Source organism: Sphingobacterium sp. B16(2022), assembly GCF_012030425.1.
Classification (GTDB): domain Bacteria; phylum Bacteroidota; class Bacteroidia; order Sphingobacteriales; family Sphingobacteriaceae; genus Sphingobacterium; species Sphingobacterium anhuiense.
On sequence record NZ_JAAUVN010000001.1, the window covers coordinates 834,682 to 847,674 of the forward strand.

16 protein-coding genes are annotated in these 12,993 nt (G+C 37.3%); 9 read left to right on the forward strand and 7 right to left on the reverse strand.

Translation table 11 applies throughout. The features are described from left to right. Window positions 1–181 precede the first annotated feature (181 nt). Window positions 182–1,360: a hypothetical protein gene (locus HCX49_RS03780; RefSeq protein WP_168126204.1), complete on the forward strand. Its 1,179-nt coding sequence runs from the start codon at window positions 182–184 to the stop codon at window positions 1,358–1,360. 6 nt (window positions 1,361–1,366) lie between these two features. Here HCX49_RS03780 and HCX49_RS03785 read toward each other — a convergent pair whose 3' ends face one another. Next, window positions 1,367–1,564 (reverse strand): hypothetical protein, encoded by a 198-nt coding sequence (locus HCX49_RS03785; protein WP_021190160.1) that lies wholly within the window; start codon window positions 1,562–1,564, stop codon window positions 1,367–1,369. A gap of 544 nt (window positions 1,565–2,108) precedes the next feature. Here HCX49_RS03785 and HCX49_RS03790 point away from each other — a divergent pair. The 3 genes from HCX49_RS03790 (at window position 2,109) to HCX49_RS03800 (ending at window position 4,394) form a co-directional block, all read left to right on the forward strand. Continuing rightward, entirely contained in the window at window positions 2,109–2,867 is a 759-nt protein-coding gene (locus HCX49_RS03790) for a hypothetical protein (RefSeq protein ID WP_168126205.1), read from the forward strand. 470 nt (window positions 2,868–3,337) lie between these two features. Next, a complete protein-coding gene (locus HCX49_RS03795; RefSeq protein ID WP_237682709.1) occupies window positions 3,338–3,724 on the forward strand; it encodes a DUF5675 family protein in 387 nt (128 codons plus the stop codon). Window positions 3,725–4,169: 445 nt separating this feature from the next. Continuing rightward, window positions 4,170–4,394, forward strand: a complete 225-nt coding sequence (locus HCX49_RS03800) for a hypothetical protein (RefSeq protein WP_168126207.1) — start codon at window positions 4,170–4,172, stop codon at window positions 4,392–4,394. A 230-nt stretch (window positions 4,395–4,624) separates the two neighbouring features. Here the strand turns inward: HCX49_RS03800 and HCX49_RS03805 are convergent, their stop codons facing one another. The 5 genes from HCX49_RS03805 to HCX49_RS03825 all read right to left on the reverse strand — a co-directional run bounded on the left by HCX49_RS03805 (window position 4,625) and on the right by HCX49_RS03825 (window position 9,611). Continuing rightward, a complete protein-coding gene (locus HCX49_RS03805; RefSeq protein ID WP_168126208.1) occupies window positions 4,625–5,479 on the reverse strand; it encodes a class I SAM-dependent methyltransferase in 855 nt (284 codons plus the stop codon). A gap of 241 nt (window positions 5,480–5,720) precedes the next feature. Beyond that, window positions 5,721–6,308 (reverse strand): ASCH domain-containing protein, encoded by a 588-nt coding sequence (locus tag HCX49_RS03810; RefSeq protein WP_132767335.1) that lies wholly within the window; start codon window positions 6,306–6,308, stop codon window positions 5,721–5,723. A 2-nt stretch (window positions 6,309–6,310) separates the two neighbouring features. Continuing rightward, window positions 6,311–7,165 carry an SDR family oxidoreductase gene (locus tag HCX49_RS03815; protein ID WP_132767337.1) on the reverse strand — a complete coding sequence of 285 codons (855 nt, stop codon included), beginning with the start codon at window positions 7,163–7,165 and terminating at the stop codon, window positions 6,311–6,313. Between the two features lie 65 nt (window positions 7,166–7,230). Then, a complete protein-coding gene (locus HCX49_RS03820) occupies window positions 7,231–8,025 on the reverse strand; it encodes an AraC family transcriptional regulator (protein ID WP_168126209.1) in 795 nt (264 codons plus the stop codon). Window positions 8,026–8,501: 476 nt separating this feature from the next. Next, on the reverse strand, window positions 8,502–9,611 hold the full coding sequence (locus HCX49_RS03825) for a hypothetical protein (RefSeq protein ID WP_168126210.1): 1,110 nt from the start codon (window positions 9,609–9,611) through the stop codon (window positions 8,502–8,504). A gap of 184 nt (window positions 9,612–9,795) precedes the next feature. Here HCX49_RS03825 and HCX49_RS03830 point away from each other — a divergent pair, with 184 nt between their 5' ends. Next, complete coding sequence (locus HCX49_RS03830; RefSeq protein WP_156169837.1) at window positions 9,796–9,972, forward strand: DUF5675 family protein; 177 nt, start codon at window positions 9,796–9,798, stop codon at window positions 9,970–9,972. Further along, a complete protein-coding gene (locus tag HCX49_RS03835) occupies window positions 9,956–10,099 on the forward strand; it encodes a hypothetical protein (protein ID WP_165905805.1) in 144 nt (47 codons plus the stop codon). Before HCX49_RS03830 ends, HCX49_RS03835 begins: the two co-directional genes overlap by 17 nt. A 258-nt stretch (window positions 10,100–10,357) precedes the next feature. On the opposite strand, the gene HCX49_RS03840 is transcribed toward HCX49_RS03835, so the two are convergent. Then, the gene (locus tag HCX49_RS03840; protein WP_168126211.1) at window positions 10,358–10,771 is read right to left on the reverse strand and encodes a winged helix-turn-helix transcriptional regulator; all 414 of its coding nucleotides are present in this window, start codon (window positions 10,769–10,771) and stop codon (window positions 10,358–10,360) included. Between the two features lie 102 nt (window positions 10,772–10,873). Between HCX49_RS03840 and HCX49_RS03845 the strand changes: the two genes are divergently transcribed. From HCX49_RS03845 to HCX49_RS03855, 3 genes are all read left to right on the forward strand, one after another. Beyond that, a complete protein-coding gene (locus HCX49_RS03845) occupies window positions 10,874–11,035 on the forward strand; it encodes a hypothetical protein (RefSeq protein ID WP_168126212.1) in 162 nt (53 codons plus the stop codon). A gap of 152 nt (window positions 11,036–11,187) precedes the next feature. Then, window positions 11,188–11,955: an SDR family oxidoreductase gene (locus tag HCX49_RS03850; RefSeq protein WP_168127016.1), complete on the forward strand. Its 768-nt coding sequence runs from the start codon at window positions 11,188–11,190 to the stop codon at window positions 11,953–11,955. A gap of 3 nt (window positions 11,956–11,958) precedes the next feature. Continuing rightward, window positions 11,959–12,969 (forward strand): NADP-dependent oxidoreductase, encoded by a 1,011-nt coding sequence (locus HCX49_RS03855; protein ID WP_168126213.1) that lies wholly within the window; start codon window positions 11,959–11,961, stop codon window positions 12,967–12,969. Window positions 12,970–12,993: the final 24 nt, after the last annotated feature.

Genomic DNA, 12,993 nt, shown 5'->3' on the forward strand with positions numbered 1-12,993 from the left:
TAGGTGCTGTTTTGATAGCTTAACGCCTGTTTTTTTTCATCAATTACGTGATTCGCTTTTTAGTGGTTGCGAAATTGTTACTTTAAATGTCGAAATTTTTAAATATTTTTATATTTCTTTTTACTTATGGTTTGTTAACCGCTGGTCATAAGTAATCCAATTTGACAACTTAAACCAGTGCATGAATAGTTATATCAAAACATATTTTAAAATTATCAGTTGGCGTATTTTCGTTATCTGCATTGCCATTGCTATGGTCATGGCATCTTTGTTTCCATTCGATGATATGTCAATGAGTTATATTTTCAGTAAGCCAGTAATGAAGGTCATGCTTAAAACCTTTGTAATCGGTGGTTTGTTGCTGACGATCGTAAATGTTGTCGCATTCCATGTGTTTCGTTTACGGCTCTGGGAGACTAACGTATTACATGCCAGCTTTTATCATACTTTCTTCGGAGTTATTTTGCCTTTTATCGGTGGTGTAGGTTTAATAAGGTTTTTCTATGGTCCTGCTATATTTCAGCACGATCATGTAAACAGTGACTTAATGCTGATGCTCCTTTTATTGGTTCTGTGCAATGCATTTATGGTAATACGGATGTATGCTTTTTACCTTAATAAAAAAACCGTGCTGGTAAAAACTTTAAAGGATGAGCATAAAGATGGAGATGTACGTCAAAAAATGTTATTAGAAAAAGCTGATTTAAAACATAGGGAGGAGCTAGATGGATTAAAATCTAGTTTGGATAGTATCAATGCTGAATTGAAAATAAGTTTAGTTAATGCAGATAAACATGTGGCGCAAGCTGAATTGCGTGAACGACAGTTGACTGATGAGATTGATAGGCTGACAAAAGAAATCGTGCTCAAATGTACATCTGTAACACATGAACTTGATGAGCACCATATACAGCAGCTGTCGTATATTTTACTTAATGATCTTGTTCCTTATGAATATGATCCGCTTAGTAGATATCAATTTGCCAGTGAGTTGAATGACAGGGTAATCAATGAAGAGCATGTTGCTTTTATTTTTGGTGCAAATCGGGAAGGTGTGCTCTGTCAGGATATCTATCTATTGGATGGTGAAGTGTTCACTGTTTACGAAAGTTCTTTGGAAGAAATGAACAGGATATTTCCAAGAATGGTCCGTATCTCCCGCAATCATCTTATTCCGGGTACATCGGTTGTTTCATACGAAGTCATGAGTTCTAAACTTGTTAAAGTAAAAGTTCGAGGTCAGGAAGAACCGATAGAAATGAAACATGAGTATATAAAAAAAGTGTTTTCTTGGATTATATTGCAGTATGTATGGAATCAATATAGGGAGAAACAGTCCTCTCCAGCTGTTTCCGTTTAAAGCATATTAGAGCAATAATTTTCTAATTTCTTCTTCCGGCAATCCGGTATAGTCTGCAAATAAACTGATGCTGACATACTGGTTTGATTTCAATCCGTAGCAATCGCGTATGGCCTGAAAGATTTTGTAGGTGTGTTTTTCTGTACGTCCCAATATAAGTGCTGCTTCTTTGGGGTAAATGCATAATCGAGATTTGTTTTTCATGTTATTCTGGTTTTTAGAGGGATGATCTGTTGATAATCAGATCATCTGGATTTGCTATTGATTGTCCTGACCGTAGACAAACATTCCCTATCAAACCACCTGTTAAGCAGGTATAAAGCAGTAATGGAGCACGGGTAAAGCCTATTTGGCTATGTACAGTATGCGCATAGGCTAAGAGCGTGGTAAGTGCGTGGTAAGTGCGTGAAGCACACTGTTTTTACACTGTATCTACGCTCTATCTACGCTTTACATACGCTTATGCCACGCTTTATAGCTGTATAGCGTCCAAGTTTACAATGTACTTTAGTCCTTAAGCTTTGCAGATTAGGTTTAATTCCTCTCCAGAAAAATGATGTTATTGGTTATTCATTTACTAAGATAAGTTTTTTCTATATAATATAGTTTTATTCGCGTTTAGGTACATTTTTGTCAATTTATCGCGCCAATTCAGTATCATTATTCCGTATTTTTCCCCTTTTCTACGCTTTTGATCCCCATCCTTTTGTACTGATGATCATCTTAGCAGTGTCAAAACAATACTATTATGGCAAGAGTAGAAAGTTTAATCAAATTAAATGGAACGATCGGGGATCTTTCCTTTTACAAATCAAAAAGTGTGGGTTATCAGGCTCGTATGAAGACCGGTGTATCGGGCGACCGTATTGCCAATGATCCAGCATTTGCACGTACCCGTGAAAACGGCAGTGAATTTGGCAGAGCACAGCAGGAGAGCAAAAAGCTACGTGATCTGTTGCGGGATGTGCTGTTCGAAAATTCGGACAACAGATTCAGTACCAGGCTGGCAAGCCGGATGTTAAAAGTCATCCAGATGGATCCGGTAAGTGTCCGCGGGGAGCGCGTTTTAGTACCGCAAAACATGGTATTGCTGAATGGTCTAGAATGTAATCAGCGCGCCAGTTTAAAAAACATCACCTTAAAACCTTTGTCGGTAACCTTTGACAATTTTAGCGGTGAAGGTTTTTTATCCTGCGAGCAACTGATCCCGAATTTGCATATCGCCAAGTTGAGTGGGGCGACGCATGTGCAGTACACCCTGGTTCTGCAGGAATTCTCGGGAGATGAAGCCGATAAGCGTCCCGTAATCCAACGGTCCGCTTATATCAAACTTGGTGAAATGCAACCCATGGATCTGGATATTGCGGCTACACTTGCTCATGATCCTGATAAAAGTGTTCTGGTACTTGTGGGGACAGGATACTATCAGCTTGTGAACGGTGCTTATTATCCTTTGGCAAATGGTCAGTATAATGCGCTGACCATTCATCAGGTCGTGATACCGTAATGTTGTCGCTCAAGCCGCGACTGGCTTGTCACTCATGCCGTGACTGGCAATTACTTTTTTTCGTTAAGGATTTGATTTTATTGGCACTCAAGATTCTCTTCGAGGTTTTCCTTGATGAAAAAAGTAATCAAAAGCCGACCGGAGGGAGACCATGGATGCCAAAAAAAACAAACACGAATCCATAACTCAAGGCTGCATTCCTTTGTGCTATTTCACCTCGAATAGGCTAAATGAATTTAAACTCGTTTCACTCAGACAGAAATTCATTTTTAACGCCTCTCCATCGTTCAATTACGCAGTCGGAATGCTAGGCCGTTTTGGTAAGCGTGTGGCTTTCGGGATTATTTTTCAGGTGGTGGGTGGTTGTGTTATAGCAACGACCTCCTTCCTGAAATTTATTCACCAGGTGGAGCTGAAAATGAATAATAATTTTTAATAGATGATGTAATAACATGTCAACAAAACAAATCTTGCATCTCCAACGGATTTATGGAGAGCAGGGGACAAACGGTACCCTCACTTTTGAAGGTGAGGTCATCTGCCGTACTATCGAACTGCCCTGGCGCAATAACCTGCCGAGGCTTAGCTGCATCCCGGTGGGGAGTTATAAATTGGAAAAACGAAAGTATACCAGACATGGTGAGCAGGTCGGAATTCCGGCTGTATTGGGACGTGAAGCGATATTGATCCATGCAGCCAACGATGCACGGAAAGAGTTATTGGGATGCATTGCTCCGGTTACAGCATTAACGGGGGAAGGTTGCGGTACGGAGAGTAAAAAGGCGCTTGCAAAATTGAAGTCTCTGGTTTATTCGCTTTGGGATATGGAGCAGGAAGTGTTTTTGCATATAAAGTAGTGACGGAGTTGTCGCTCGAGCCGCGATGGGCTTTTACTTTTTTTCGTTAATGATTTGATTTTTTTGGCACTCAAGATTCTCTTTGAGGTTTGTCTTGACACAAAAAGTAATCAAAAGCCGACCGGAGGGAGACCATGGATGCCAAAAAAACAAACACGAATCCATAACTCAAGGCTGTATTCCTTTATGCTATTTCACCTTGAAGAGACTAAATGAATTTAAACTCGTTTCACTCAGACAAAAATTCATTTTTAACGCCTCTTCATCGGTGAAATTACGCAGTCGGAATACTAGGCCTTTAGGATAAGCCTTCGGCTTTTGGGGAAAGAACAGTGATTGAGTAACGAAGTGACGGAGCTCTAACCTATTAACGATATCACCTCATAACTTTTTTACTCACCTCATAACCTTCTCACCATTTTCTAACCTTCTAACAATAAAACAAATGAAAAAGATAATTCAAAAAATAAGTGCGGCGTTGCAAGTGGTCTTGCTGGCGCCGATTAAACTGCCGGGAAAGGCGTTAAATATTATTAAATACATTGCTCTGGGTCTAGGTGTGGTGGAGACGGTGCTGGATGATAAAGACAAAAAAGGAGAGGAGGAGTCACCTCCACCAAAGCAGATCCTTCCTAATCAAGAAAAGGAGGTGCGGGATGAAATGGAATGATATCCGTATAGGAACTTTAGGGGGTACGCTCTGTTCGATATGGGTTAGCTTTTCTCTTGGTGATGTCGCGCATACCGCATTGATGGCGGTTGTCGGGACAGTCGTGAGTTATGTGACGAGCCGACTGTTGGGAAGGATAAGGAAAAGGTGATAAAAAAGGAGATTCTTTATAGAGTCTCCTTTTTATTTTAATTAATTTGGCATTTGCTTTTCCAACTTTAATATCTTTATCAGAACTTAAAACTTATTATTTCCATAAAGCCACTTGTTGGTTCAATGTAAATTTTGTTTTCCCCATATAATGTTTTTTCCATTGACTGTGTTGAATCAGATGTTATTATATTTCCTTTAAAAAATTGGATCAACCCGGTGATATCAAATGTATGATAAACCATAATTGGCCAACCTAAACCTTTTTCTAGTGAACGAAGCATGAGTCGGGATTTCTCCCGATTGCTTTCATGAACAGCTTCAAATGGTATAACATAGTCCAGTATTACTGCTTTCTGTCCATCAGCGGCGGCTAATTTTTCAAGCAAAGTACTGAACTTATCTCGGCTGATGTAATAAACAAAACCCTCCAGTAAGAATATCGTCGGGATTGATGTATGATAGCCCATTTTTTTAATTTCAACCAACAAAGGATCAATATCGGTAGCATCATGAGTAATCAGCTTTAATTTATCATTATCACCGATCAATTTGGTATACATAGCACGTTTTTCGTCCATAGATTCCATGTCAACTTCAAAAATAGTCTCGATTTGATCATGATATTGTTCTAGCAGATAAAGTGAAAGCGGATCAAGACCAGCTCCTAAAATACAGACCTGGAATTTTGGGAATTGCTTAGCATAGTCTTCGAAAAGATGGCGGATATACCGCTTTCTCAGTATTGCGATTGACTCGGAGTGTTCGAATACTTGTTTAAAACTCTTTACGAGCGATTCTCCTTCTGAAGTATCGATATTTTCTACATATGCCTGGCATGTTTTTCCGTCTCGATAAAGCTCACTGGCTAAACAAAGTACTAGACTGGCGGTCGGTGAAATTTTAAATTTCCTTTTTAAGGGCTCGTTTATCATGATTAAAAAAAAGGTTGTCGTTGAAGGTGTAAGTCTTTACTGTCGATCTTTACTATCACAATAATACCAAATAAAATGAAATTGTAAATAATTATTTTTCAAAATATTCATAAATATTATCTTGTATTATTGATTACTGATGGATAAATCCTTGATTCATTACTTTAATGGGATCTGAACCTCTCATCCCAGCTCACTTTTTACTGCCTTTATTTGTGAACTGTTTCTATTAGGTTGTTAACTATTTTAATTTACAAAGTTTGTTTAAATATTCGCTTCCTAAAGGAGAAAGTTCGTAACCTACATTACGGCTTATGGTCAAGCCTAAATTTTTCAATTTTCGTATATTCAGCTTTAACCATTCTTTTTCAAATCCTGTCAATTCTGCTATACTTTTGGCATGTAAATTGGGATTGTCGTTTATAGTAGATAGAACTTTGTTCGTCCAATGTTCCTTCTTACTATAATTGTCTAATCGTTCTAATTTCTTTTTTAAATCGGTAAATACCTTTTCTGATAGTTCCGTTTGTTCTCTCAACTTAACTCGTGGGTCTGCGGAATGATAGCTGACAGATATTTTAAAAATGGTTCCTGTACTATGATGCGTAAATGATTTTAGTAACTGTTGTTTATCTGTAAAACCGGCCTGTATTGCATGCTGTTCGGTTATACAATTTTCGCTTATGGTTTCAATTTTACCGATTTCAATCAAACCAACAGAGGTATGTAAAAGGCTTCCGCATTTTACAGAAACCTTTTGCCACTTACGAAATGCCAATGTGATTTTTCCCGATTTAATTCCGTTCAGATGTACTTCCTTAAACAACATAATCAAAAGATTTTTATAAACTCGTTCAAGACTAACGGTTTTCTACCAAGCAATTTTTCTAGTGTGTTGTCAACATAGGAAAACTCACCTATTTTAATACCATTTGCCATACTGACCAATAAATTGACTATTTCAAGAGGCATTCGGTAACTAGTCAGTTCTTTTCTGAAGAATTCCTCTGAAATATCGCTATGTTGTACTGGTATGCCCTTTTCTGTAAAGATTAGCTTTGCCAATTCATCAAATGAATACGCTTTATTGCCTGTTATTTCATAGATTTGATTATCGTGTGTACTTTCTGTTAGTACTTTTACAATAGCTTCTGCAATATCCATTCTGGAGACAAAACTTATCTTTCCCTCGCCCGATGGGTAGCGGATTTCGCCCGATTGCAACGCATCTCCAATAAGTTCGGGAATGGCTTCCATATACATACTGTTTCTTAAAAACGAATAAGGTATTTTAGTCTCTTTTATCAATTTTTCCGTTTCGTATGATGTTTTAGTCCCTTCAAATATCCTGTTGGCTTGGGTCTGTACCATACTTGTATAAACAATGTGTTTTACGTTGTTTTCTAGCAATGCGTTTACCACATTTTTTTCCTGCTGTTTAGCTGTTTTTAAGTCTACTCCGATAGTGGAGATATGCAAGGCCTTTTCAACACCTTTAAACGCTTCCAGAAGCGTTTCATAGTTGTTGTAATCTGCTTGCCTGACAATAATACCTTGTTTAATAAAATCATGTACCCTTTCTGGGTTTCTGACAATGGCAACAATGTTTGTAGGTGAGACTTGCTGCGATAAAAATTGAATAGTGGCTTTGCCTAAGTTTCCGCTTGCTCCTGTAATGGCTATCATAACTCTTTTTTTGAAGCAAAGTTATTAGGCTTTTTTTTGATAAAATTGGATAAAACCGACAGTATCTAAACCTTCCATTCCGGAAAATTCGAAACGATCTCATTGGCATGGAGCTTGAATTTCTTTGGACTTGTTCCTGCAAATTCTTTGAAATCCCTGATAAAATGAGATTGGTCAAAATAATCACTTTGATAAGCGATGTCGGTCAATTTTTCAAAGGGGTTTTGACGTATGATTTCTAAGGCAGATTGAAAGCGACCTATTTTCGAAAATAACTTGGGCGAGATGCCAATGTACTGATTGAAATATCGTTCCAATGAACGTTCGGACATTTTAAGCTCATTTTGCACATCTTGCAAACTCATTCCTTTTTCCAGTTGTGCGATTGCAAAATCTGGTTTTTCACTATTGATATTTGTTCGTTGCAACTGCCGCAATAAGAATGTAGAGAGTAATGCTATCTTTTCATCAGTGCTTGCAGTATTTGAAATCTGTTCAGTTATAGTAGTTTTTAGTAGATCGTCTATGTCAATATATTGGTTCGTCAGTTCGCTTGCATCTATTCTGAAGATGGATTTAAGTGCGCTCGGCTGAAAGTAAATTCCAATATTTTGGAAACTGTTTATTGCTCTTTGTTCAGTATATCGTGTAGTTTGTCCATATACGAATAATTGTGGTAATTCCTGATTGTTCTTGTCTCGAAATGCCTTTTTGTTAGTTTGAAAAATAAGACCTGGCATACCGTCTGAGATTATCTTAAATATTTTTTCAGAAAAATCCAGACTATTACCCTCCAATACCCAAAAGTAGCGAACATATTTCCGCAGTGGTTCTATTGGATATATTTGTTGATAAAACATGTGTTATTTTTTAACTCTGAAATATAGAGATTTTTATGCTGAAATCAAATTCACCTGTTTTTTCGATCACTGTATGAGTTCAATTAGAAAAGCGCCTATTAGATTTCCGGAAAAGGCTCTGAATATTATTAAATACATCGCTCCGGGGCTTGGTGTAGTGGAGACCGTACTGGATGATTAGGAAATTGTTGTATTACCATCATGCACATTCTCAAATATAACATCGCAAAAGATTTATAAAAAAACCCTCGAAAGGATATCTTCGAGGGTTTCAAATTTTAAAATTTATCAAAAAATAAAATTTATGAACAGCTTAAAATTATGCAAAGGCATAATGATCTGCTATGGTACTAAGATACAAAAGCTTAATTAAAGATGCAACTTAATTGCAATTTAAACTTTATCTACTTTTTGTATTCCTGTTGCTACTAACAGTGAGGAGCATACACGTAGATCTTTGTCGCTAACGTAATTTTTTACTCTAAACCCAAAGAGAGTGTTGTTATTACTTTTTGACCATTCGTGGTGTTTGCTTGTAATGCAAGTGTGTAAATTCCAGCTTTCAATGAAGTATTATTTTTTACACTTACCATTCCTGTTCCTTTGTCTATGGTAAATACTGTTTCAGAGTCATTAAATACATGACCATCTTTCTCTATAGAAGAAATTTCAAAGCCGGATATCAATTTCTCTGGAAAAAAAGTGGGTTGAACCATGCTACCACCTTCAACCGAGCTGCGTCTAAAGCTGGTATTGATCTTTTTAATGGATTTGGTAGACGGATCGAGATATAAATCGCCAAAAAAGAATTCAATTTTTGGAATGTACCTGACCGAAAAACTTGCTGAGCCGATAGCGAAACCATCTTTCTCCAATTTAGGATTTAATTCCATGTATTTGTCATGCTCTTGGTTTGGGTTACCTTTCCAATAGACCTTTAGCGCATTGTCCTGCAATGAAAATCCCACCTCTCTTGCTTGTGCTTCAGGAAGCTTTAGTATTAAGTTCTTAGAAGGAACTGGCTTTGCTAAAGTTAAATAACTTTCTGTGTCAGAATATAAGGTATTAAGCATTTTTAGTTGACCTTTTTTTAATTCATGAAAATATTTAAATTGAAGATCTTCCAACTCTAAAACACGTATTGACAACAATTTCTGAGCGACTTCTTTACCATCAGTTGATTTGGCGGACACTGTTACGCTGTATTGTGCAGGAATTTTTTTGCCATTTAAGCTGGAGGTGGTTCCATTAGGATATAATTCTTCGCTTTTAATAAACAATTTTCCAGATTTATCGACAAAAATTGCTTTTTCAAGTTGATTATGCAATGTTATTTGGGGTGTAATCTGTACATTCTCGGTGGGTTCAAAATCTATAGAAAAATTGACACCATTTCCTTGATTAATAATGAATGTGTTTAAGTCAATTGTATCATGTTTCCCATACTCCAGATTGATGTCTGCGGGTAGGTCAAAGGAAATCTCAGGTAATGCCATCGCGCCATCTTTTTTACAGCTCATTAAAGCCAACATCAATAATCCATAGACTAAAAAATGCGGAGGTCTCATGTTAAATGTTTCTATCATATCTATTTATTTAATAATAGGCGAAAGTAATAAATAATTCTGAAAAAGCAACAGTGTTGCATTTGTGAAGTTGTATTTTGTGTTATGTATAAAAATTCTGAACAGTTTAGGAATCCATATTTTATAGTCGTACTGTAGGAACATTGAGTTGGCAGCAGGGAATGTAAATAGTTAAAACATAAAAATGTCAACAAAACAAATCTTGCATCTCCAACGGATTTTTAGAGAGCAAGGGTCGAAAGGTATCCTCACTTTTGAAGGTGAGGTAATCTGCCGTACTATCGAACTGCCCTGGCGCAATAATTTGGAGAGGCTTAGCTGTATCCCGGTAGGGAGTTATAAACTTGAAAAACGAAAATAATACCGGACATGGTGAGCAGATCGGAATTCCGGCTGTACTAGGTCGCGAAAAAGGAGAGGAGGAGCCTACACCACCAAAGCAGATCTTGCCGAATCAAGAAAAGGAGGTGCGGGATGAAAGGCAATGATATCCGTATCGGAACTCTAGGAGGTAAGCTCTGTTCCATCTGGGCAAGTTTTTCTCTTGCTGATGTTATGCATACTGCCTTGATGGCTGTAGTCGGGACGGACCTGAGCTATGTGACTAGTCGACTTCTAGAGAGAATAAGGAAAAAGTGATCATGATACAGGAGCAGGCAACTAGGTATTTGCTCCTGTAAATATGTTAGGGAGAACTCAACTTTGCTAAACTATATTTAAGGTATAGTATATTCTCCTATAAAAAATCAAGGGTTTTTTACAAAATCCAATAATATTTTCTTCTGTTTTTTTATAAAACCTGCTTTGTCTTTTTTTACAGCATTAATAATCTCCTTCTGTTCTACGGGTATCGTGTAATATTTATCTGCCCATAATTGCATTTCAATCAATAACGGGAGTAAATCTATTCCCTTTTTAGTAAGCGTGTATAACACTTTTGCTTTACTTTCCGGATGTTCTAATTTACTGATCAGTCCATTTTCTTCGAGCATCAACAATCTTGAAGCCAAGATATTCGTTGCGATCTTTTCCTCAGATTTTAAGAAGTCACCATACGTGCATTGCTTCGATAGCATCAAATCCCGGATGAGCAATAATGACCACTTATCTCCTAAAATATCTAGTGAACAGCTGATAGGGCATTGCGATCTATTTTTCATAATAATGTACTTTTTTTTAAAAACACTTGCATTTTGCAAGTTGATATTTATATTTGCACTTGCAAAATGCAAGTAAATTTACGATTTTAAATTATTAATACCATGGAGAACAGTGCAATTTTTGATTCTTACCATAAAAATGGATTACAATTACGCAACCGTATAGTGATGGCTCCCATGACTAGAAGCCGTTCTGATAATCCCGAAAATAAAGCAACTGAGCTAACGACACTTTATACAAACAGCGTGCTTCTGCCGGATTAATCATTACAACTGGTGCATATTCGTACTCAGATCTGCACAAAGGAAAAAAAGCGTTTGGCACCTTCGGATGTAAATCCAGGGCAGCGGGTTTTTACTACGGGTCTTCATTTTGTTAACGAATGAAGAACCACTTTAAGCAATTTATATCAATTATGGAACTAAAAGGAAAAACAATACTAATAACAGGGGGAACATCTGGAATAGGGCTGGAGGCCGCAAAACAATTTTTAGAAAAAGGTGTTCATGTCATTATTACAGGACGAAATCAAGCTAAATTGGATGCAGCAAAAGCAATGTACCCCGGTGTCATTCCGATTAAAAGTGATGTCGCTTCTGAGGAAGAAGCACAGTTACTCTTTAAGGAAATCGAAAAACTCGGTGGAATAGATATTTTATATAATAATGCCGGAGTTGGAGTCGAACCTTCTAATCTCGGGATTTCAAATGTAAAACATCTGCAAGGAGCCGCCTATGAGATGAATATCAATTATTTAGGAGTTATTCGTTTGAATAATCTTTTTCTTGATATGTTGAAGTCAAGACCTGAAACTGCGATTATCAATACCACATCGCTGTTGAGTTATGTACCTTCTTTGCTTGAGGCAACTTACTCATCATCGAAGACTGCGCTTGCATTTTATACAACAGCTCTACGTGCACATCTTGGAATTTTAAAAAGCCATGTGAAAGTATTCGAGCTTGTACCCCCACTTGTTGCTACAGCAATGACTGTAGATAGAAATGATCCTAAATTAAGTCCCGAAGAACTGGTAAAAGCTTTAGTTGCTGGATTAGAGAAAGACCGCTTTCACATTCGAGTGGGCTCTTCCAAATTGGTTTATATTTTAAACCGTATCTTCCCTAAACTAACTTTTAATCTTGTTAACCCGAAGAAAATAAATCCCTTATTAAAATCCTGATCAATGAAAGCATTTCGCATTAACCGCTATAGTAAAACGGATACGTTAGCACTTGTTGAAGTTCCGGCACCCAAGATTAAAGAGCATGAAGTATTGGTGGAAATCTATGCTGCCAGTATCAATCAATTGGATGCTAAGTTAAAACATGGTGATTTCAAATTATTATTACCCTATAAAATGCCTCTTATTCTAGGTCACGATGTGGCAGGTGTTATCGTGCAGGTTGGTTCAAAAGTGAAAAACTTTCAGGTCGGCGATGAAATCTATGCTAGGCTTCCCGATTTTAGTATTGGTGGTTTTGCGGAATATGTTGCCATAGATGAAAATGATATTGCTTTAAAACCGACGAATATGACGATGGAAGAGGCCGCTTCCATACCACTCGTCGGATTGACCGCCTGGCAGGCTCTTGTTGAAATTGCTCAGATTAAAAAAGGTCAAAAAGTATTTATTCAGGCCGGATCGGGTGGAGTAGGAACGATTGCTATCCAATTGGCTAAATATTTGGGTGCAAAGGTGGCAACCACTGCGAGTAAAAATAGTTTTGATCAACTGAGCGCGCTCGGTGCAGATCTTTTGATTGACTATAAAACTGAAAAATTTGAAGATATAATCAGTGATTATGATGTTGTATTGCATAGTCAGGATACCAAAACATTGGAGAAATGCTTCGGTATTTTAAAACCAGGAGGGAAAGTTATATCAATCTCGGGTCCTCCTACTGTAGATTTTGCTCAAGATCTGGGTTTAGCCTGGTATATGAAATTGATAATAAGTTTATTGAGTAGGGGCATAGAAAAAAAAGCAAACAAGCTGAAAATTGACTACACTTTTCTATTTATGCGCGCAAACGGTCAACAATTAGCAGAAATTACCAAATTGATTGAAGCTAATCAGTTAAAAGCAGTTATAGATCAAATTTTCCCATTCGAGAAAACCAATGATGCACTGACTTATGTAGAAAGTGGTCGTGCAAAAGGCAAGGTTGTCGTGACCAGATCTTTAAAAGATTAATCCGCTTGGATATAGTGACATGAA

Bases quoted from the DNA above. Each gene is read 5' to 3' on its own strand.
- HCX49_RS03780 (WP_168126204.1), top strand. From the start codon at position 182: ATGAATAGTTATATCAAAACATATTTTAAAATTATCAGTTGGCGTATT.
- HCX49_RS03785 (WP_021190160.1), bottom strand. From the start codon at position 1,564: ATGAAAAACAAATCTCGATTATGCATTTACCCCAAAGAAGCAGCACTT.
- HCX49_RS03790 (WP_168126205.1), top strand. From the start codon at position 2,109: ATGGCAAGAGTAGAAAGTTTAATCAAATTAAATGGAACGATCGGGGAT.
- HCX49_RS03800 (WP_168126207.1), top strand. From the start codon at position 4,170: ATGAAAAAGATAATTCAAAAAATAAGTGCGGCGTTGCAAGTGGTCTTG.
- HCX49_RS03805 (WP_168126208.1), bottom strand. From the start codon at position 5,479: ATGATAAACGAGCCCTTAAAAAGGAAATTTAAAATTTCACCGACCGCC.
- HCX49_RS03810 (WP_132767335.1), bottom strand. From the start codon at position 6,308: ATGTTGTTTAAGGAAGTACATCTGAACGGAATTAAATCGGGAAAAATC.
- HCX49_RS03815 (WP_132767337.1), bottom strand. From the start codon at position 7,165: ATGATAGCCATTACAGGAGCAAGCGGAAACTTAGGCAAAGCCACTATT.
- HCX49_RS03820 (WP_168126209.1), bottom strand. From the start codon at position 8,025: ATGTTTTATCAACAAATATATCCAATAGAACCACTGCGGAAATATGTT.
- HCX49_RS03825 (WP_168126210.1), bottom strand. From the start codon at position 9,611: ATGATAGAAACATTTAACATGAGACCTCCGCATTTTTTAGTCTATGGA.
- HCX49_RS03830 (WP_156169837.1), top strand. From the start codon at position 9,796: ATGTCAACAAAACAAATCTTGCATCTCCAACGGATTTTTAGAGAGCAA.
- HCX49_RS03840 (WP_168126211.1), bottom strand. From the start codon at position 10,771: ATGAAAAATAGATCGCAATGCCCTATCAGCTGTTCACTAGATATTTTA.
- HCX49_RS03845 (WP_168126212.1), top strand. From the start codon at position 10,874: ATGGAGAACAGTGCAATTTTTGATTCTTACCATAAAAATGGATTACAA.
- HCX49_RS03850 (WP_168127016.1), top strand. From the start codon at position 11,188: ATGGAACTAAAAGGAAAAACAATACTAATAACAGGGGGAACATCTGGA.
- HCX49_RS03855 (WP_168126213.1), top strand. From the start codon at position 11,959: ATGAAAGCATTTCGCATTAACCGCTATAGTAAAACGGATACGTTAGCA.